General features: G+C 70.9%; 12 protein-coding genes. 5 read left to right on the forward strand and 7 right to left on the reverse strand.

From position 1 onward, the window contains the following. Nucleotides 1-80: 80 nt before the first annotated feature. Nucleotides 81-2,828 (reverse strand): D-alanyl-D-alanine carboxypeptidase, encoded by a 2,748-nt coding sequence (locus tag ACIRA5_RS09895; RefSeq protein WP_403689186.1) that lies wholly within the window; start codon nucleotides 2,826-2,828, stop codon nucleotides 81-83. A 230-nt stretch (nucleotides 2,829-3,058) separates the two neighbouring features. Between ACIRA5_RS09895 and ACIRA5_RS09900 the strand changes: the two genes are divergently transcribed. The 3 genes from ACIRA5_RS09900 (at nucleotide 3,059) to ACIRA5_RS09910 (ending at nucleotide 5,561) form a co-directional block, all read left to right on the forward strand. Next, nucleotides 3,059-3,814 (forward strand): GPP34 family phosphoprotein, encoded by a 756-nt coding sequence (locus tag ACIRA5_RS09900; protein ID WP_403689188.1) that lies wholly within the window; start codon nucleotides 3,059-3,061, stop codon nucleotides 3,812-3,814. Nucleotides 3,815-4,245: 431 nt separating this feature from the next. After that, nucleotides 4,246-5,103, forward strand: a complete 858-nt coding sequence (locus ACIRA5_RS09905; protein WP_403689190.1) for a helix-turn-helix domain-containing protein — start codon at nucleotides 4,246-4,248, stop codon at nucleotides 5,101-5,103. Nucleotides 5,104-5,351: 248 nt separating this feature from the next. Continuing rightward, nucleotides 5,352-5,561, forward strand: a complete 210-nt coding sequence (locus tag ACIRA5_RS09910; RefSeq protein WP_352044204.1) for a DUF397 domain-containing protein — start codon at nucleotides 5,352-5,354, stop codon at nucleotides 5,559-5,561. Between the two features lie 192 nt (nucleotides 5,562-5,753). Here ACIRA5_RS09910 and ACIRA5_RS09915 read toward each other — a convergent pair whose 3' ends face one another. Next, nucleotides 5,754-6,593 carry a hypothetical protein gene (locus ACIRA5_RS09915; protein ID WP_403689192.1) on the reverse strand — a complete coding sequence of 280 codons (840 nt, stop codon included), beginning with the start codon at nucleotides 6,591-6,593 and terminating at the stop codon, nucleotides 5,754-5,756. Nucleotides 6,594-6,684: 91 nt separating this feature from the next. On the opposite strand from ACIRA5_RS09915, the gene ACIRA5_RS09920 reads away from it, so the two are divergent. Beyond that, nucleotides 6,685-7,470, forward strand: a complete 786-nt coding sequence (locus ACIRA5_RS09920) for an SDR family oxidoreductase (protein ID WP_190170723.1) — start codon at nucleotides 6,685-6,687, stop codon at nucleotides 7,468-7,470. Between the two features lie 396 nt (nucleotides 7,471-7,866). Then, the gene (locus tag ACIRA5_RS09925; protein ID WP_403689193.1) at nucleotides 7,867-9,447 is read left to right on the forward strand and encodes a sodium:solute symporter family protein; all 1,581 of its coding nucleotides are present in this window, start codon (nucleotides 7,867-7,869) and stop codon (nucleotides 9,445-9,447) included. A gap of 269 nt (nucleotides 9,448-9,716) precedes the next feature. On the opposite strand, the gene ACIRA5_RS09930 is transcribed toward ACIRA5_RS09925, so the two are convergent. The 5 genes from ACIRA5_RS09930 to ACIRA5_RS09950 all read right to left on the reverse strand — a co-directional run bounded on the left by ACIRA5_RS09930 (nucleotide 9,717) and on the right by ACIRA5_RS09950 (nucleotide 19,505). Continuing rightward, on the reverse strand, nucleotides 9,717-10,832 hold the full coding sequence (locus tag ACIRA5_RS09930) for an ADP-ribosylglycohydrolase family protein (protein ID WP_403689196.1): 1,116 nt from the start codon (nucleotides 10,830-10,832) through the stop codon (nucleotides 9,717-9,719). Between the two features lie 678 nt (nucleotides 10,833-11,510). Next, on the reverse strand, nucleotides 11,511-13,898 hold the full coding sequence (locus ACIRA5_RS09935; protein WP_403689198.1) for a tetratricopeptide repeat protein: 2,388 nt from the start codon (nucleotides 13,896-13,898) through the stop codon (nucleotides 11,511-11,513). Between the two features lie 113 nt (nucleotides 13,899-14,011). Continuing rightward, nucleotides 14,012-16,132 carry a LamG-like jellyroll fold domain-containing protein gene (locus ACIRA5_RS09940; protein ID WP_403689201.1) on the reverse strand — a complete coding sequence of 707 codons (2,121 nt, stop codon included), beginning with the start codon at nucleotides 16,130-16,132 and terminating at the stop codon, nucleotides 14,012-14,014. A 118-nt stretch (nucleotides 16,133-16,250) separates the two neighbouring features. Further along, nucleotides 16,251-16,826 carry a hypothetical protein gene (locus tag ACIRA5_RS09945; protein ID WP_403689202.1) on the reverse strand — a complete coding sequence of 192 codons (576 nt, stop codon included), beginning with the start codon at nucleotides 16,824-16,826 and terminating at the stop codon, nucleotides 16,251-16,253. 93 nt (nucleotides 16,827-16,919) lie between these two features. After that, nucleotides 16,920-19,505, reverse strand: coding sequence for a bifunctional FO biosynthesis protein CofGH (locus ACIRA5_RS09950; RefSeq protein WP_403689204.1), 2,586 nt, complete (start codon nucleotides 19,503-19,505; stop codon nucleotides 16,920-16,922). Nucleotides 19,506-19,743: the final 238 nt, after the last annotated feature.

Raw genomic sequence — 19,743 nt, forward strand, 5'->3', positions numbered from 1 at the left:
CCCCACTCGTACGCCCGTACCCGTACCCGTACGCCCGCACCCTCCTGCGTACGTCCGCTCGGCTCGCCGTGTACGGCCGCTCAGCTCACGCGGGTCAGCTTGGCGCCGAAGCCCGGCTCGGCGAGATCCTTCTGGAGCTCGACAGGAACCTGCACGGCACTGCTGCTGCCGCCGTCACCCACGGTGAGCGAGCCCACCTTGGTGCCGGCCTTCGCGGAGTGCGGCAGCTCCGAGGAGACGAAGGACAGCTTGACCTTGAGTCCGGCCCAGCCGACCGCCGTGACGTCCTTGGTGATCACGACCGGCGTACGGCCGCCGAGCCCGTCGTCGACGTAACCGACGACATCGCCCTTCTTCAGGATCGTCGCGGACTTGAGCGAGGCCTGCGCGGCGCGGATCAGCTTGTCGCCCGCGGCCAGGGCGCCGCCGAGGATGGTGTTGTCGTTGCCGCCGGGGCCCTGGCTGATCACCGCGCCGACGATGGTCCGCACCTCGCCGCCGATCTCCTTGGTCGCCGCGAAGACGAGGTTGCCGCCGGCCGCGGTGGTGGTGCCGGTCTTGATGCCGATGACGTTGTTCGAGCCGACGAGGTGGTTCCAGTTGCTGTGCTTGGTGCCCTTGTAGTCGGTGTACTCCATCATCCGGGCGACCTCGCGGAAGGAGGCGTCCTTCATCGCGGCCTTCGCCAGCTTCACCTGGTCCGCGGCCGTGCTGACGGTCGTCTTCTGGAGGCCGGACGGGTCGGTGTACGTCGTGTTCGTCATCCCGAGGTCCTTGGCGGCGGCGTTCATCTTGGCGACGAAGGCCGTCTCGGAACCGGCGTCCCAGCGGGCCAGCAGCCGGGCCACGTTGTTCGCCGACGCGATCAGGACGCCCTCCAGGGCCTCCTTCTGCGTGATGGTGTCGCCCGCGTGCACGTCGACCGTCGACTCGTCGCCGGCGTCCGACTGGTCCTGGGCCTTCTGGTCCACCTTGATCGTCGCGCCGTCGCCGGACTTGATCGGGTGGCCGCGCAGGATCAGGTACGCCGTCATCACCTTGGCGACGCTCGCGATCGGCGCCGCCTTCTGCGCGCCGGACGTGCCGAACGAACCGATGCCCTGGACGTCGAGCGCGCCCTGACCGGAGGACGGCCACGGGATGGAGGCGTCGCCGCCGCCGAAGGTGTAGCTGGACTCGGCGGTGAGGTCGAGCGTGGGGGTCGGCAGCGGCCGGAGTGACTGTGCGACCGCAAAGACGACCGCGAGCAGCAGGACCAGCGGCGTCCAGATCTTCACCCGGCGCGCGAGCGTCCGTACCGGGGTCTGCGCGGGCGGCGGCGTGTTCGTCAGCTCGGCCAGCAGGTCCAGCGGCGGCTTCGGCGGCAGCGGCTGCTGCGTGGTGCGCTCGGGGCCGACCTGCGGGAGGGCGGCGGTGGCGTCGGCGGGAGCCGTCCTCGAGGGCGAGGTGGGAGCGGAGGAAGCGGAGGGGGTCGCGGTGGTCTTCGGCCTCGGCCTCGCCCCGGGTTCGTCGAGGGACTTGAGGGCTACGAATTTGCTGGTGCGCTCGGACGGGGACTCGGGCTTCGGCTGGTCGGCCTTGGGCTCGCCGGCCTTGGGCTGGTCGGCCTTGGGCTGGTCGGCCTTCGACTGGTCCGCGGGCTTGTCGGTGGCCGGCTTGGCACCGCCCAGCTTGAGCATGGTGGTGGGCTGGTCCACCACCGGGCGCTTCGGCGCCTTGAAGATGGCGGTGGGCTGGTCGACGGGGGGCTCGGGCGCGTCGTCGGTGTCCGGGGCGTCCTTCGCGGACGGCGAGTCATCGGCGGACGCCGAACCGTCGGCGGGCGGCGTGTCCTTGGAGTCCTTCTGAGCCGCGGCGTTCTTGGATTCCTTGGATTCCTTGGAGCCCTCGACGTCCGAAGGGGCCTCGGGGCTCGCGGAATCTTCGGGACCTTCGGAGTCCTCAGAGTCCTCGGAGGTCTCGGAGATCTCGGCGTCCCCGGAAGTCTCGGAGTCCCCGGAAGTCTTCTCCGAAGACCCAGACGTCTCGGACGCGTCCTCCGGAGAGTCCTTCGCCTCCGCCGGCTTCACGTCCTCGGTCTCAGTCTCGGGCTCGGACGCCGTCTCGGACTCGGCGTCCGCCGTGGACTTCGCGTCCGTCGTCGGCTCGGCGTCGGCATCGGCATCGGCGTCATCCGCCGCCGCGCCCTCGGCCTCAACTTCACCCTCGGACTCGGACTCGGACTCGGACTTGGCGTCAGAGCCCGCGTCGGCGTCGGCGTCGGCATCGGCATCAGCGGCGGCATCGATGTCAGCACCGGCGTCGGACCCCGAATCCGACTCCCCGTCAGCCTCGCCCCCCACTCCAGCCGCAGCCGCAACCTCGGCCCCAGCCCCCGTCTCAACCTCGGTCCCAGCCTCGGCTTCAGCGTCAGCCCCGGTCCCGGCCTCCGCCGCCGTACCGGCCTTCTCCGCGCCCTTGGAGGCCTTGTCGGGGCCCTCCGGGCCCTTGGAGGCTTCCGGAACCTCGGACTCCCCCTCAGGGGCCTTCTCGTCCGCCCCGGCGACCCAGGCGGCCACGGCCTCGCGCAGTCGCGCGTCCTCCACGGGGCCCTTCCCTCCGGACCCGGCGGAACCTTCCGCCAACGCCCGCGTCGAGAACACCGCCGTCGCCTGATCCACCCTCACCGTGGCGGCCCGTTCGCGGGCCACCGCCAGACGGGGGTCGGCCGCCGCCGACGCGGCGGCCCGGTTCGAGCCCGGAACCGCGGCCGGGGTCCCCGGCGTCGCTTCTGCCGACGATGCCGACGACTCGTGCTGCTTCGACCTGTCGGGGGACTCGCCCGCCACCGATGCCTCCTCCGTGCGCCACCCACCGGGCGCCCAACGAACCGTGAACCCTTGACCCGCCGCCCGGACATCGCTGTCCGAACCATCTACCAGTGTCCTGTGTGCGGGCTTAACCTCTGCGGTAGACGAGAACGACATACCTGCTGGTTCCATCACGAACCGGTCAGGCACTCTCGACAGACCAATGTGAGAGGGGTCACCCTGTCATTCATCCACGCGGGGAGGCATGGATGGGCAGGAGCCGCAGAACTATTCCGGAAGAGCTTCTGCTGCTGGCGTTGGACCCGACCACGGGTACCACCGCACAGCCGCAGTCGCTCGACCTCGGTCTGGCCGGAGCACAGCTAGTAGAGCTGGCGCTGGCCGGACGGATAGCCCCAGACGGGGATCGTATCGCCGTGGTGCAGCCACGGCCGACTGGAGATCCAACACTGGACTGTGCGTTGGAACTGCTTCGCCGACGCGGAGCACCCGTACGCGCGGTCAACTGGATTGGCGGACCCCGACTGGGGCTGCGCCAGACCTACCTCTCGCATCTGGAGAGGTGCGGCATGGTCCATGCCGTGGCCGGCCAGATGTGCGGGGTGCTTCCGACGACTCGCTACCAAGCGACGGACACGGAGATCAGCCGGGAGATCAGGTCCCGGCTGGACAGCGCGATCCGCACCGGCGTACCGCCGGACCCGCGGACCGCGGCGCTCGCCGCGCTGGCCCATGCGGTCGGACTCGGCAAGCACCTGTATCCGGGCAACGAGGGACGCTCGTCCCGCTCCCGGCTACGGGACCTGATCAGGCATGACCCCATGGGCGGCCTCGTGGCCCACGCGGTCATGGACGTTCAGAACGGTGTGGGTGCACAGCCACGCCGCAACCCGGCACCGGCAGGCCGTCCGGCCACCGCCGGCGTCAGGTCCGCACCGGAACCCGCCCGCGGTGTTCCGATGCAACCGCTCCACGGTTCCATGGCGCGCGCCGTGGTCCACTGAGCCGCAGTCCCACGGCGCCACCAGGCACCGTACGCATCACCACGCACAACAGCACCGCCACGCACCACAAAGAGCACCGCCACGCACCGCAAGCACGACCTCAGCGCCGCACCGCAGTCCCCAAGGCCCGGTCCGGGAGCCGCTGGCTCGCGCGGGGGGGGGGGGGGGGGGGGGGGGCGCCCCCCGCCCCCCCCCCCCCCCCCCCCCCCCCCCCCCCCGCGGCCGCATTTCGCGGGTGTCGCGCATATGCGGACAGTACGAGTGAAGGCGACGTACGCGTACGCGATCCGCGTGATATCCGCGCCAGATCTCCGAACTGGCGTGTACCCCGTGCATATCCGGTGTTTTCTAGCGGTAGAACGCACCTTGGTGGCAGTCTGCTCAACAGCAGATACGCAAAGTAGAGGCCCGCAGCCGGAGGTGCACGTCCCGTGGCGTCCAATGTCAATCCCACCGTCCGGCGGCGCCGGCTGGGCCAGGAGCTGCGCCGGCTCCGTGAGCTCAAGGGCATGACGGCCGAAGAGGTCGCCGAGCGGCTGCTGGTCTCGCAGTCGAAGATCAGCCGGCTGGAGAACGGACGGCGCAGTATCAGCCAGCGTGACGTCCGCGATCTGTGCGGGGTCTACGAGGTCGAGGACCACCGGATCGTCGACTCCCTGATGCAGATGGCCAAGGACTCGCGCCAGCAGGGCTGGTGGCACTCCTTCGGCGACATCCCGTACAGCGTCTACATCGGGCTGGAAACCGACGCCGCGTCACTTCGTGTCTACGATCCTCAGGTCGTCCCCGGCCTCCTGCAGACCCGGCCGTACGCCGAGGCATTGATCGCGGGCGCGCTGCCGGAGACCGCTTCCGCCGACATCGACAAGCGCGTCCAGGTGCGGCTGCGCCGACAGGAACGTATCTCCGCCCCGGAGATCCCGCTCCGGCTGTGGACCGTCCTCGACGAGGCCGCACTGCGCCGCGTCGTCGGGAACCGCTCCCTCATGCGCGACCAGCTGGAACACCTCGTCGAACAGTCCCAGCTGCCGCACGTCACCGTGCAGGTGATCCCCTTCGAGATGGGCGCGCACCCGGGGCTCAACGGGCAGTACGCGATCCTGGAGTTCCCCGACGCGGCCGACTCCAGCGTGGTCTACATCGAGGGCGTCACCAGTGACCTGTATCTGGAGAAGGCGAACGACGTCCAGAAATACAGCGTGATGTACGAGCATCTGCGGGCACAGGCTCTGAACGTGGAGCAGTCGCGGCAGTTCATCGCGGACATCGCCAAGGAGTACGCGCGCTGACGCGCACCCCGGAGAACGGGCTCCCGGCGGGAAAGTGCCGCAGAGTACACCCTCACCACGTCCGGACGGAAGACTCCACTGGTATATGCCACCCGGTCGAGTGAACGACCCCTTCGCCCGCCGATGTTGGCGAGTAGCGTCGATCACGCCATCGAGCAACAACGTTGGCGCAAACCGCACGGCGAGTTCCGTAGCGAACCCGCAGTGCGGTGACAGCAACTCTCAACAACTGGCTATCCGGAGCGAACATGGCAATCCAGCAAGGCGCCACGGACACGTGGACCAAGTCCTCCTACTCCACCGGCAACGGCGCATGTGTCGAGGTCAAGTCCCCGGTTCTCGCGGCGATGGCCGTACGGGACTCCAAGGTCTCCGCGGGCCCCACGCTGGCGTTCCCCGCGGACTCGTGGAACGCCTTCGTGGCCGAGGTCAGCCGGGGGGCTTTCGACCTCGCCTGATGCGACGACACTTGCATCCACCACCACAACTGCACCGACCAACCGCATACGCACCACCGAAATAGCCCTCTCGACTGGCCCGCCGTCCTGGCCGAGGGGGCTATCCCCCTTTTTTTGGGGCTCGGTTCGCCTCCGGGGCGCAAAAGCCTGTGCCGAGCCTCTTCGGCTCACTCGCCGTAGGGCGCCGCCCGTTCAGCGCAAGGTGTCCACGTAGCGGTCTGTTCCCGGCACCGTCGGGATGAACGGGGCCACCAGCTCCACCTTCCCCAGCCCCCCTTCCGTCACCGCTTCCTCCAGTCCGCCGAAGTGGTCCTCCCAGCACTCCCTCGGGTCCGTCTCCAGGAACCACAGGAGGGTCAGCCGGGTGTCGACGCCCTCGACCTGCTTCACGTACGTCATGCGGTCGCCGGGGAGCGGGGTGGGGCGGAAGACGGTCACCATCGCGGCCGGGGAGCCCGCCAGACGCCGGGGGAGGTGGCGGGCGCGCAGCCACTCCAGCAGCTCGGCGCGCCGGTCGGCGGAGTCGGCGTCGACGACCTGGAGGACGAGGCCCGCGTAGGGGTGGTCCAGGGCGTGGAAGTCGCGGGGGCCGGCGGCGCCGTCGCGGTACACCGTGGCCGCGTGGTCCTGGAAGGCCGTGAAGACATGCGTCCGGTCCTGGTACACGCGGCCGTCGCGATTCAGCCGTTTGTTGATGCCGACGGTCCACCTCATGTGGTCGTCGTAGCGGCCCTCGGTGACCCAGTACGTCGAGAGGTAGCAGCCGGCGGTGACCGGCTGGGCGACCGCCGACTTCTCGGGGTACCGCAGGAGTTGGAGATCGCGGGTGGCGACCCAGCGGCGGCCCGCGTACATCCAGGGCATGGCCATCGCGCCGGCGTAGTAGTGGTCGTCCTCGTACCAGCGGTTGTACGCGTACTCGTGGCCCGGGTGCGGCTCGACCATGGTGATCAGGGCGTGGCCCGGGTGGACGCCGTACGGACCGAGGGCGGCCAGTTCCGCGTACACGTCGCTACGGGTCTCCTCCGACATGACGATCCCCTTCCTCGCTCTTCCTTCCTCCGCCGGACGCCCATACTCTGACGCCCCGTCAGACAATGCGCCAGAGCCGGGGAGGCTTTCGATGTCACTGCTCGCGGGGAAGACGGTCGTCGTCTCGGGGGTCGGGGCCGGGCTCGGCCATCAGGTCGCGGCGGCCGTCGTGCGGGACGGGGGCAACGCGGTGCTGGGGGCGCGTACGGAGGCCAATCTCGCCTCGTCCGCGGCCGAGCTCGACCCGGACGGCGCGCACACGGCGTACCGGGCCACGGACATCACGGACGAGAAGCAGTGCGAGGCGCTCGCGGAGCTCGCGACGGAGCGGTTCGGGCGGATCGACGCGGTGGTCCACGTGGCTGCCTGGGACAGCTACTTCGGCGGCCTGGAGGACGCGGATTTCGCCACCTGGCAGTCGGTCATCGACGTGAATCTGCTGGGCACCCTGCGGATGACCCGGGCCTGCCTGCCCGCGCTGAAGGTGTGCGGCGGCTCGGTCGTCATCATCGGGACGCAGTCGTCGGTGGCCGCGCCGAGCCAGGTGCGGCAGGCGGCGTACGCGGCGTCCAAGGGCGCGCTGACGAGCGCGATGTACTCGCTGGCGAGGGAACTGGGTCCGCATCGCGTCCGGGTGAACACCGTGCTGCCGGGGTGGATGTGGGGGCCGCCCGTCGAGGCGTACGTCCAGTTCACGGCGCACACCGAGGGCGTACCGGAGGCGGACGTCCTGCAGCGGCTCACCGAGCGGATGGCGCTGCCCGAACTGGCCACGGACGGGGACGTGGCGGACGCCGCGGTGTTCCTGGCGTCCGACCGGGCGCGGGCGATCACGGGGCAGTCGCTGCTCGTGAACGCCGGCGAACTCATGCGCTAGCGGAACCGATGGTGGATTCCAGTCGGCCGTCCCCTCCCAGCCGCGCGGGACCCGCATCCCGTACGCCTGATCGACTTGTCGGTGTGAACCTGCCTGCATGGTCTGACGAAGTGCCCGCTCATGGTGTGGTCCACGTCACGAGCACGACAACAGCCGTACGGGTAAAGTGGAGGCAAAATCGTTCTGCTTTCTGATCTGCGTTCATATCTGTGACCGGGAAAGGTCTTGACCGCCCCCTCCGAACGGCGGTTCAATCCCCAAAGTCCCCGCTCCCGCACGGGGGCGCCGCCCTCCCCCAAGCTCTCGGCTTTGCTCGAGCAGGGGGGACCCCATGCGTACTGGCGAAGTGCCGTCCGGTATCTGCAGGTTCACAAGGCGGACCCCTGGAGGGGGCACATGAACGGCTTCGACTGGGCCGTCCTGGTCGCGTACTTCGGCGTCATGACCGCGATCGGTGTCTGGTCCCACAAGCGTGTGGACGACGTCAGCGACTTCTTCACCGCGGGCGGCAAGATGCCCTGGTGGCTGTCCGGCATCTCGCACCACATGTCGGGCTACAGCGCGGTGATGTTCACCGGGTACGCCGGTATCGCGTACACGTACGGCATCACCTCGTACGTCACCTGGGCGCTGCCCATCGCCATCGGCGTGCTGCTCGGCGCGAAGCTGTTCGCGCCCCGGCTCAACCGGCTCCGCTCCCGGCTGCACGTGGCCTCACCGCTCGAATACCTCAAGGACCGCTACAACGTGCCGACGCAGCAGGCGCTCGCCTGGTCGGGCATTCTGCTGAAGATCGTGGACGTCGGTGCGAAGTGGGCGGCGATCGCGACCCTGCTGAGCGTCTTCACCGGGGTCACGATCACCCAGGGCATCCTCATCACCGGTGGCATCACGGCCGTGTACTGCACGATCGGCGGTCTGTGGGCGGACGCGCTGACGGAACTGGGTCAGTTCGTGATCCAGTTGCTGGCGGGGCTCTCGATGCTGATCATCGTGCTGAACAAGATCTCCGACCAGGGTGGCCTGTCCAAGGCCCTCGATTCGCCGAAGCTGCACGGTCACGCGAACGGATTCGCGGGGCCGTATATGACGGTGTTCTTCATCGCGTACCTGTTCATCAAGCTGTTCGAGTACAACGGCGGGATGTGGAACCAGGCCCAGCGCTACATGGCGACGGGCAGCGCCAAGCAGGCCACGAAGTCGGCCTTCCTGTCCGCCGCGCTCTGGTTCGTGTGGCCGGTGATCCTGTTCATCCCGATGTGGCTGTCGCCGCTCCTCGTCACGGCGAAGAAGCCGGACGGCTCGGACGCGTACGGTCTGATGACCGAACAGCTCCTCCCCCACGGGCTGCTGGGTCTGGTCGTGGTCGGCTTCTTCTCGCACACGATGGCCATGTGCTCGTCGGACGCGAACGCGATCGCCGCGGTGTTCACCCGGGACGTGGCGCCGGTTCTCTCCAGGGCCGCGCGTGCCTGGGACACCCGGACCGGTCTCATCGCGGGGCGGATCACGACCGTCGCCTTCCTCGGGTTCTCGATGGCGGTGGCGACGCAGGTCAACTCCGCCACGTTCAAGGACATCATCACGGTCGTCATCAAATGGGTGGCGGGGCTCATGGGGCCGATCGCGATCCCGTTCATCCTGGGGCTGCTGCGACCGTTCCGTAAGTCCGGTCCGACGGCGGCGCTCACCAGTTGGGCCTGTGGTCTGCTCGCGTTCTTCTTCGTCAACTACAACCTGGACTTCTCCCAGCGCACCGATGTGAAGCTGGAGTACCAGGTCTCCGTCCCGATGGTCATCTCCCTCGTCCTGTACATCCTCATCGGCTTCCTGAAGCCCGAGGACACGCCGGAGCGCGACGCGATCATCGAGAAGATCAACACGGATGACGACGAGGGCGGGGCCGGGGCGGCGGCGGTTCCCGCCCCGGCGGAAGCCGCGGACGGGGCCGGCACCGCCAGCCCGTCCGGCGTCTGAGAACGGCCGGCGGCCGGCAGTCAGACGACTGCCGGCCGCCGGTCGCCGGTCGCCTCAACCGGGGCCGTCGTGTGGCTGCGGGGCGGTGGGGGCTGGTCGCGCAGTTCCCCGCGCCCCTCAGACGGGGCTTGGCCCCGGATTCCCGCCCGTCCCGAGTCGTCCGGCTGCGGGCCGGTGGGGCTCGGCGCGCAGTTCCCCGCGCCCCTGGGGCGGGGCTTCGCCCCGCACGCGTATGGCCATGCCCCTCAGGGGCTCGGGGAACTGACGCATTACGCCCGGGGGTAACGGGCCAGCCAGCCCGGTGCGGAGCCGCCCGGGCCGTGCAGGGCCGGGCCCTGGGTCATCTCCATCGCGAAGTCGTCCGCCAGGGCCAGCATCGTGGGACGGCCCTCCAGCTCGGCCAGCCAGGCGGGCGGCAGGGCCGTCTCGCCGTGCAGGGCCCCGAGCAGTCCCCCGGTGAGGGCGCCGGCCACCCCAGAGGGCCCGCCCTGGTTCACCGCGAGGCACAGACCGTGCCGGATGTCGTCCCCCACCAACGCGCAGTACACCGCGACCGCGAGCAGCCCTTCCGCCGTACCCTCCCCGGCGAGTTCCTCGACCCGCCCCGGCGTCGGCATCCCCTGCCGCACAGCCCCCAGCGCATGCTGGAGCGCGTCCGCGACGGGCTGCTGCCCCGGCCGCACCGCGAGGATCGCGAGCGCCCGCTGGACGGCCCCGTCGAGACTCTCGCCACGGGCCAACGCGTGCACGATGACGGCGTACGCGCCCGCCGCGAGGTACGCCGTGGGGTGCCCGTGCGTCTGCGCGGCGCACTCGACGGCGAGCTGCATCACGAGCTGCGGCTCCCAGCCGACGAGCAGCCCGAAGGGCGCCGAGCGGGCGGCGGCCTCGGGCCCGAGCTCGCCGGGGCTCTTGGGCGCGTCCAGCGTGCCCATGATGTCGTCGCCGAAGCCGATCAGGCAGGCGCGGGCCGGGTCGCGGCGGGCGTACAGCCACTCCTCGCGGGCCAGCCAGCCGTCGTCCTTGCGGCGCTCGTCGGGGCCCCAGTCGCTCTGGGTGGACGCCCAGCGCCGGTACGCCCGGTGGAGGTCGGTAGGCGGATGCCAGGCGCCGGTGTCACGACGTACCTGGGCGCGTATCAGACCGTCGAGGGAGAAGAGGGTCAGCTGGGTGAGGTGGGTGACGGAGCCGCGCCGGCCGTGCCCGAAGGCGAGGTCGACCAGCCCCTCCGCGCCGTGGGCCTCCCGGATCCGCTCCAGGGTGAGCCCGTCGACCGGCGCCCCGAGGGCGTCCCCGACGGCCGCGCCCAGCAGGGTCCCACGTACCCGGCTACGGAAGTCCTGCTGCTCCGCACGGCCCCAGACGGCACCGGCTGTCGCACCCACCGAGACCTCCCCAGACATCGTACGTACGTCCGACGATCAGCACTGTAATCGACTGGGAACAGTCCGTTCAGGGACCCGATCGGAATACGGAGTGCGGGTCGAGTGAACCCGCCCGGTCGGGTTGCGAAAGCTCCCACGGCGATGTGGCCTTGATGCGGGCCGGGATCCACTCGGTCCTCCTGGGAGGCCGATGGTCAGCCGTACCAGGTCACCTTGCAGACGTCCTGCCGACCTTCGTCGAGTCACGTCCGAGCGCGGCTCGGTCACCCACCTCACCCAGCTCTGGGCACTCACGGTGACCTCCGGTGCGGGTGGCTCGGTCCTCGTACGGTACCGGCGGAGGGGGTGGTGCGGCTGTTGCGGCTGACGCTGCACCACAAGTGCCTCTCCGCGCCAGTCGAGTTGGGCATATTCACTCCGGCGGGTGATCGACGGGGGCGGTGGGGGTGGGTTCGGTTCTTTCCCCGGTTCTTTGGTCTTTGACGTCGGGAGCCACCGGATCACGTTTCCCCGCGTCCCGGCGCCAACTCGGCCCAGACCCTCTTCGCGCGGGCCGGTGCCTCGTCGACGCCCCATCGGTGCGCGTACGCCGCCACGATCCGTGATCCCCGCCCGGTTTCCGCCTCGCTGTCCTGCGGGTCCTTGATGCACGGGACCCGGTCTCCTGGACGGAGTTCGTCAGTTCGGTCCGCCACTGAGGCGGGCGCGCAGGGCGGCGGCCCACTCGTAGGAGGGGCGCAGCTCCAGCGCCCGGTCCAGGGCGGCGAGTGCCTCCTCGCGGCGGCCCAGGTTGGCGAGCGCCGCGCCCCGGCTGGCGTGGGCCGAGGCGTACTCGGGGTCGATGGTGAGGGCCTCGTCGTAGTCGGCGAGGGCCTCCTCGTGGCGGCCGGCCACTCGGAGGGCGTCGCCGCGTTCGCAGTGGCCCCAGCCCCAGTCGGGCCAGAGGGTGAGGGCCCGGTCGAGGTCGGCCAACTGGCGGTCGTGTTCCGCGAGTCCGCGCCAGACCCGGGCCCGGCGGCCCAGCGCCCAGGCGTAGTCCGGCTTGAGGTCGAGCGCGCGGCCGAAGTCGGCGAGGGCCGCGTCGAGGTCTCCGGCGCGCTCGTGGGTGGCGCCCCGGGAAGCCCAGGCGAAGGCGCTGGCCGGGTCGCGTCGAATACCTTCGCTCAGGTCCCGGACCGCCTCGTCGTCATGGCGCAGGAGGCGGTGGTACTCGCCGCGCAGGACCACGTTGTAGGGGTTGTCCGGCTCCAGCTCGACCACGCGCTCGACGTCGGCGAGTGCCCCCTCGTGGTCGCCCAGGCCGCTGCGGGTCAGGGCCCGCCCCCGGTGGGCCCGCACCAGGTCCGGGTCAAGGGCGAGGGCGCGGCCGTACTCCTCCAGGGCGCGCTCGTACGCACCGTCCCGCGCGAGGGAGTCGGCCAGCTCCGCGCGCGCCCGCGCCCGCCAGGGCTCGTCGCCCCGCGCCCGGCCGAGCAACAGCCGGAGCACCTCGGACTTGCCTCCCTCGTCGAGCGCCCGCGTCAGGTCGCTTCCGCAGGCCCGTACGGCCTGGGCGTCCGCGTCCTCGCCCGCGTCGGCCAGCAGCCGCATCCAGCGCCTCACCAGGTCGTCCGCCTGACCGCAGGCATCCACGACGTCGGTGAGGACGACGGGAAGCGCGGAGCGGGGTGCGGCGCACAGCAGGTGGTAGGACTCCGCGAGCCGCAGCTCCCGCCAGTCCTCGTCGGCCCACCCGTAGCCGTCCTCCAGTCCGGCCTCGGTCTCCTCCCGCCACCCGGCGAAGGCCGCCGCGAGTCGCTCGTGCCGCTCGGCCCACCGCCTGGGCGAGCCCTTGCGCTGGAGGCGCAGCATCGGGGCCCGTACGACGTCGTGGTACTGCATCCGGTCGCCGCGTTCGTCGACGAACGGTCGTTCCCGCAACCAGCCGTAAAGGGCGTCGAGTTCGGTGTCCGCACAGTCCACGACCACCCGGAACACGTCCGCGTCCAGGCGCCGTGGCAGCGCGCACGCCAGGGCGGCCTGGCGCCGCACCGGATCCGGCTCCCATTTCAGGAACCGTTCCACTGCCGTCGTGCTCGGGTCTCCCACGCCGTCCGGATCGGTGGGCCGGGTCTGCGCGAGGGTCGACACCAGCACCGGCAGCCCGCCCGTGAGCCGCAGCACCTCGTCGACGACCGGCTCGGCCACCACCCCCTGGCCGGCGAGCAGCCCCCGCGCCTCCGCCTCCGTGAACGGTCCGAGCGGCACGTCCGTCATGAAGTCCGCGAAGCCGCCCCAGCGGGCGGTGTCGAAGGGGCGCTGGCCGGAGGTGACGATGACGACATCGGCGGGCAGCATGCCGTAACGGTCGGTGGTCATCACCTCGTGCAGCCAGCCGTCGAGGAACGGCCCCGTGCGTTCGTAGGTGTCGAAGAACAGGACGACCCAGGGCGCCGCCGACGCCGCCTGCGACAACTCGCCCAGCAGCACCGGCGTCAGCACCCGTTCGGGCGTCAGGACCAGCTGCACGTCCTCCTGGCTGCGGAAGCGGGCGCTGAGGCTTGCCCGCAACCTGTCGGCGGCCTGGGCGAGTTGGCCCGCGTCCAGGGCGCCCGCGAAGGCGCCCACGCCCGGCACCATGCCAAGTCCGACCAGTCCGGCGCGGGCCACCACGAGACCGGCCGCCGAGGGCTCACCGGGCTCGGCGTCGACCACGGCGACCGCCTCGGCTTCGTGCCGCCGCTCCCGATGAAGGGCGAGCAGCCGATCCAGCTCCTTGAACCTCCGCCCCTGTACACCGAGTTGGCGACTGATCGCGCCCATGGCCTCGGGCACCCCACCGACGCTCTCGTCGACGTACGCCGTCAAAGCCCCGCGGTCCCGGGCGATCTGCTCGAACTCCCGCACCAGGAAGGTCTTTCCGACGCCCGCGTTGCCGTGCACATGGAAGAGGAAGCGGTGGCGTTCGTCCTCGGGCCGCAGCTCCAGGTTCCGCCGGAAGGCAGCCCGTTCGTGGCTCCGCCCCACGAATCCCGCCCGTCTGCGCCGAGCGATCAGCTCCTGCATCGACGGCCGTGCGCGTCCCATCCGTCCGTGCCCTCCATCCCGTCCGCCCATTCCCCCAGTGTGGCCGCCCCCGGCCGTCCTCGCCGTCGTGCAGACGGCGGGGACGGCGGTTCAGTCGCGGCGCACCGCCGGGTTCAGCACAGGCACGGGTCCGTTCCCAAGCCGAGCCCAATGATGTCCCTGTCCCTCAGTGCCCCGGCGTACGCCTGCACCTCGTCGACATCGCCATGCAGGTACTCGCCCCAGCCGTCGGCCGTGTGCCCCCGGCCCACCTGCAACGGGCCGGAGCTGTGGAGGCCGTTCGGGAAGGCAGCGGTGGCCGCCCCGTTGGTGTAACCGTCCAGGTAGAGCTTGATCGTGTCGGTGGCGTCGTCATAGACGACCGCGAGCCGGTGGCCTTGGCCCTCGCCGCCGTCCGCCGCCTCGATCTGCGAGACCACGGTCTCGGCCGCACCCTCCTCGTCCGCGACCGGCATGACCAGTTGCCACGCGTGCTGCGACGGTTGGTAGCGCACCTTGAAGACATCGGTGTGCTCGCCGGCCTGCGAGAGCACGGTCATCGGGTGGGCGGGCTCGGAGTCCGCCAACCGTACGACCGCGCCGATGGTGAAGCTGTCCCCGGTGTCCACGACCGGCTGCTCCGTGGCCGCGTAGGCCGTCTCACCGTCAAGCTGGAGGTGCCCGTCACCGACGAGGGCGTAGGGCACGTCGGGGCAGTCCGGGTCGATGTCCGGGATGCAGGAGCCGTCGGGACCGCGGTGGATCGTCGCGCCCGGGCCGAGCTTCAGCGGCGCGCCGCCGCCCTGTTCGGGGCTGACACCGTCAGGCGCCGTCTCCAGGGACCAGTGTCCGAGCAACCGCGCCCGGCGGTGGGCGAGTTCGGTGGCCTCGTCGGGTACCACGACCCGGTCGTAGGCACGGACGTCGCCGATGTCGCCCTGCCAGGCCGACGCCCCGGGGCCCTGACCGATACGGAAGGCGTCGGTGGTCGCCGCGGGCGTGGCCCGGGACTTCGTACCGGTCTCATGGCCGTTGACGTAGAGCTGCGCCAAACCGGTCTCGGCGTCGTACAGGCCCAGGACATGGGCCCACTCGCCGGTCTCCGGTGCGCCGCCCGAGATCTCCTTGCCGCCGACCGTGAACGACCAGACGGGACCCGCGTCCCCGGCGCGCAGCCCGAGTGCGAGGCCCGTGGAGCCGCTCGCGCCCTGGCTCGCGACCGCCATGTCGCGGTCGGTGCGCTCGGGGCGCACCCAGGCGCCGACCGCGAAGGTCCCGCCCGTGTTCACGGCCGGTGCGTCCGAGGTCAGGAACGCCTGGTCACCGCCGTCGAGGTGGGCCGTGGTGGTGAGGCCGGTGCCCTCCGGCGCGGCTCCCGCGAAGGTCACTCCGGAGCCGGCGCGAGCGTCGGTTCCCGTCTCGGCGACCGCACTCGTGGCGCCGGCCGCGTCGGCGAGCTTCCACTGGGCGACAGGGGCGTGCCCCTCCTTCACGTTGAAGTCGTACGTCGACTGGCCGCTACTGCGTCCGGCGCGGTCGATGGCGCGGACCGTCAGCACCTGGGGGCCGGAGCTGAGCGGCAGGTAGGGGATGGTCACGGCCCCACCGGGCTGTTCCGTCCGGACTGTTCCGTAGGGGCCGCCGATGAAACCGTACGTGTAGGCCACCACGTCGTCGGAGGGCGAGTCCATGGTGAAGTGGCCGTACAAGCCCACCCCGTCCACCCAGAACACGTCCTCCGGCCGCGGGTATTCGGGGGAGGCCATCGTCGCCTTCTCCGGATTCACGTCGTCGTACACGAACGCGCAGAGCGAGCCGCTGTCGCCCTCGGAGCTCCAAGGAGATGTGACCTTGCCGTCGTTGGCACGAACCCGCCACGAGACGACGGTGTCCGACGGGATGTCCGAGGGCAGTTGCAGAGTGAACGGGCTGCCCGACGCTTTCGCGGTGGTCGTGTACGTCCTGCGCTGCTCGGCGCCCGCGGTGTCCGTCCATCCGACCTCGAACTCACCGCTGACCTGGGTGCCGTCAGGGTCGGACAGCACCGCGCTCAGCTTCGGCGACTGCGCGACGTACGCCGTGTCGTCGCCCGTCGCGCACGGCTTGGTCCCGGTCTGCAGATCCTGCACGAGCGGCTGCCTCGGCGGCAGGTTGCCCGCGGCGTGCGCCGTGCCGGACGCGCCCGCCACGACGGCCGCGACGCAGCACCCCACCGCCAGCCGTCTCCCTCCAACTACCCATGTCTCGTAGGCCATTTGTTCCTCCCCTGTGATCCCCGAGCCCGTGGGTCACACGGGCCGCTGGAGGCTAACAGGGGCAACCGACAACGCCGTAGCGAGTTTTCTGCCGAAGACGGGCGGCACTCTCCGGCCGCTACTTCACCACGGAGACCTTCGTCCCCTTGGTACCGAACGCCCAGACCGCATCCCCGTCCGCGCTGTGCATACGGATCCCGCCGGTCTTCACGCCCGCCGCGGGCTGTGGCGAGGAGCCGTCCTGGGCGTTGGAGAACGCGATGTTCACCCCGGACGCGACGGTGAAGTAGACGATGTTCTCGACCTTCGTGCCGTCCGTTCCCGTGGTGGAGGGGACGGTGGTCGACACCGCGTACCGGCCCGGCGCCGGGCTCACCGTGCCCGGCCACACCGCGAAGGTACGGCGGACGGCCTCGCCGGTGTCGACGAGCCACACGCGCCGCTGGGCGAGCGAGTAGACGATCCGCCGTCCGGTGCCCGAGCCGTCGGGCACGGCGACCGGCTCGGTCTTCTTGGGCGAGGCGGAGGGCCCCGGGCTCGCCGACGCGGACGGCTTCGCCCCGGCGGCGTGGGCGGCGGTCGGGTGCGCCCCTTGGTCGGCCTGCGCGGCCAGGGCGGTGACGCCCACGATCGCCGCCGCGGTCAGACCGGTGACCCAGATCCAGGAGGGAAGCCGTCGGGCAGGCACGGACACGCAACTCCTCGGATTCACCGGGCTTCTGGGCCCTCCACCGAGGGTCGGATCATCGTACTCCGACGCGCCCGGGGCCACCGCACTCTTCGGCCGTCACTCCAGCACCGGCAGCAGCTCCGGCAGGTGCCCGTCCGACACCTCCGCCGCCCGCTGCCGCTCCTCGGAGACCTCCCCGTACAGGGTCGTCCGCGGCCTCGCCGGACGCCCGGCCGCCTCCGCGACGGCGATGAGGTCCTTGACGGACTTGTACGAGCCGTACGAGGAGCCCGCCATCCGGGAGATGGTCTCCTCCATCAGCGTGCCGCCGAGGTCGTTGGCGCCGGAGCGGAGCATCTCCGCGGCGCCCTCGGTGCCCAGCTTCACCCAGCTGGTCTGGATGTTGGGGATGTGCGGGTGGAGCAGGAGACGGGCCATGGCCACCACCGCGCGGTTGTCGCGGGTGGTCGGGCCCGGACGGGAGATGCCCGCCAGGTACACCGGCGCGTTGGTGTGGATGAACGGGAGCGTGACGAACTCGGTGAAGCCGCCGGTCTGCTGCTGGATGCGGGAGAGCGTGCGGAAGTGGCCGAGCCAGTGGCGGGGCTGGTCCACATGCCCGTACATCATCGTGGACGAGGAGCGGATGCCGAGCTCGTGCGCGGTCGTGACGACGTCGATCCAGGTCGCCGTGGGCAGCTTGCCCTTCGTCAGGACCCAGCGGACCTCGTCGTCGAGGATCTCCGCCGCCGTGCCGGGGATCGTGTCGAGGCCCGCCTCCTTGGCGGCGGTCAGCCACTCACGGATGGACATCCCCGTACGCGTCGCGCCGTTGACGACCTCCATCGGGGAGAAGGCGTGCACGTGCATGCCGGGGACGCGCTCCTTCACCGCCTTCGCGATGTCGAAATAGGCGGTACCGGGGAGGTCCGGGTGGATGCCGCCCTGCATGCAGACCTCGACGGCCCCGAGCTCCCAGGCCTGCTGGGCGCGGTCGGCCACCTGGTCCAGCGACAGCGTGTACGCGTCGGCGTCCGTGCGGCGCTGGGCGAAGGCGCAGAAGCGGCAGCCGGTGTAGCAGACGTTGGTGAAGTTGATGTTCCGGGTGACGATGTACGTGACGTCGTCGCCGACCGCGGACCTGCGCACGTCGTCCGCGATCCGGCAGAGGGCGTCGAGCGCCGGACCGTCCGCGTGCAGCAGCGCGAGCGCCTCGTCGTCGGTGAGCTTCGTCGGGTCGTCGGCGGCGGTCGCGAGGGCCGCCCTGACGTCGGTGTCGATGCGGGAGGGCAGCATCCCGGGCGCCGCCGCCTCCCGCAGCGCCTCCCAGTCGCCGTAGACGAGGTCGAAGTCGTCCCGGCGGTCGCCGGTGCGCCCCTCGGTGTCGATGGTGTGGTGCAGATCGGTGCGCCCGGACGCCGTGAAGGCCTCCTCCGGCTCCTGCCAGGGGTGCCCCTCGACGACGGCGTCCTCGCGGGCGAGCCCCGTCTCCGGGTCGGCCAGCGCCCGTACGTGCGGCAGTAGCCGTGGGTCGAGCCAGGGCTCCCCGCGCCGCACGAACTCGGGGTACACGCACAGCCGCTCGCGCAGTTCGAAGCCGACGGCGCGCGACTGCTCGGCCAGCTGCTCGATCTGCGGCCAGGGCCGCTCGGGGTTGACGTGGTCGATGGTGAGCGGCGAGACCCCGCCCCAGTCGTCGATCCCCGCGCCGATCAGCCGCCCGTACTCGGAGTCGACGAGGTTCGGCGGGGCCTGGAGGCAGGCGGCCGGTCCCATGATGTGCCGGGCGACGGCCACCGTGGCGACCAGTTCGTCCAGTTCGGCGTCCGGCATCCCGCGCATCGCCGTGTCCGGTTTGGCGCGGAAGTTCTGGATGATCAGTTCCTGGATGCCGTGGTACGACCGGGACACGCGCCGCAGCGCGAACAGCGACTCGGCGCGCTCCTCGTACGTCTCCCCGATCCCGATCAGCAGCCCGCTGGTGAAGGGCACGGACGACCGCCCCGCGTCCTCCAGGACCCTGAGCCGTACGGCGGGCTCCTTGTCCGGAGAGCCGTGGTGCGGACCGCCGGGCTCGCTCCACAGCCGCGTCGCCGTCGTCTCCAGCATCATGCCCATGCTCGGCGCGACGGGCTTGAGCCGCTGGAAGTCGGTCCAGGACATCACCCCCGGGTTGAGGTGGGGCAGCAGTCCCGTCTCCTCCAGGATCCGGATGGAGATGGCACGGACGTACGCGATCGTGTCGTCGTACCCGTGCGCGTCCAGCCACTCCCGGGCCTCGGGCCAGCGGTCCTCGGGCTTGTCGCCGAGCGTGATGAGGGCTTCCTTGCAGCCGAGTTCCGCGCCGCGCCGGGCGACGTCGAGGACCTCGTCCGGCGACATGAACATCCCGTGCCCGGCGCGGCGCAGTTTGCCCGGCACGGTGACGAAGGTGCAGTAGTGGCACTTGTCACGGCACAGCCGGGTCAACGGGATGAAGACGCTCTTGGAGTACGTGATGACGCCGGGCCGGCCGGCCGCTTCCAGGCCTGTGTCCCGTACCCGGGCGGCGGACGAGGCGAGGTCCTCGAGGGCCTCGCCGCGTGCCTGGAGCAGCACGGCGGCCTCGGTCACGTCGAGGGCGACGCCGTCACGGGCGCGTTTGAGGGCGCGACGCATGGAGTTCTCGGTCGGGCCGGTTCCGGAGGTCGCGGTGGTCGTCATCGTTCGAGCATACGATCGCGGTGATCAGGCGCTACAGGGCGTGGCCGTATTCCTCCGGGGCCACAGATCGTTACAGGGTGCCACTGGCGCCCCGCGCGGGTCGGGCCCGGCAGGCGCGCCGCCTCCCCGAAAGCTGTCGATTTCCTTCCCTTGCCCCGCAGTTCACAGCCGACTACCAGGGTTGTACGTGCCAACGTGCACCACCCATGTCACTCTCACGACACCCTGGGAGCAGCAG

The sequence above is a fragment of the Streptomyces sp. NPDC096311 genome (assembly GCF_044763085.1).
GTDB lineage: Bacteria > Actinomycetota > Actinomycetes > Streptomycetales > Streptomycetaceae > Streptomyces.

Bases quoted from the DNA above. Each gene is read 5' to 3' on its own strand.
- ACIRA5_RS09910 (WP_352044204.1), top strand. From the start codon at position 5,352: ATGGCAATCCAGCAAGGCGCCACGGACACGTGGACCAAGTCCTCCTAC.
- ACIRA5_RS09925 (WP_403689193.1), top strand. From the start codon at position 7,867: ATGAACGGCTTCGACTGGGCCGTCCTGGTCGCGTACTTCGGCGTCATG.
- ACIRA5_RS09940 (WP_403689201.1), bottom strand. From the start codon at position 16,132: ATGGCCTACGAGACATGGGTAGTTGGAGGGAGACGGCTGGCGGTGGGG.
- ACIRA5_RS09900 (WP_403689188.1), top strand. From the start codon at position 3,059: ATGGGCAGGAGCCGCAGAACTATTCCGGAAGAGCTTCTGCTGCTGGCG.
- ACIRA5_RS09935 (WP_403689198.1), bottom strand. From the start codon at position 13,898: ATGGGACGCGCACGGCCGTCGATGCAGGAGCTGATCGCTCGGCGCAGA.
- ACIRA5_RS09950 (WP_403689204.1), bottom strand. From the start codon at position 19,505: ATGACGACCACCGCGACCTCCGGAACCGGCCCGACCGAGAACTCCATG.
- ACIRA5_RS09920 (WP_190170723.1), top strand. From the start codon at position 6,685: ATGTCACTGCTCGCGGGGAAGACGGTCGTCGTCTCGGGGGTCGGGGCC.
- ACIRA5_RS09915 (WP_403689192.1), bottom strand. From the start codon at position 6,593: ATGTCGGAGGAGACCCGTAGCGACGTGTACGCGGAACTGGCCGCCCTC.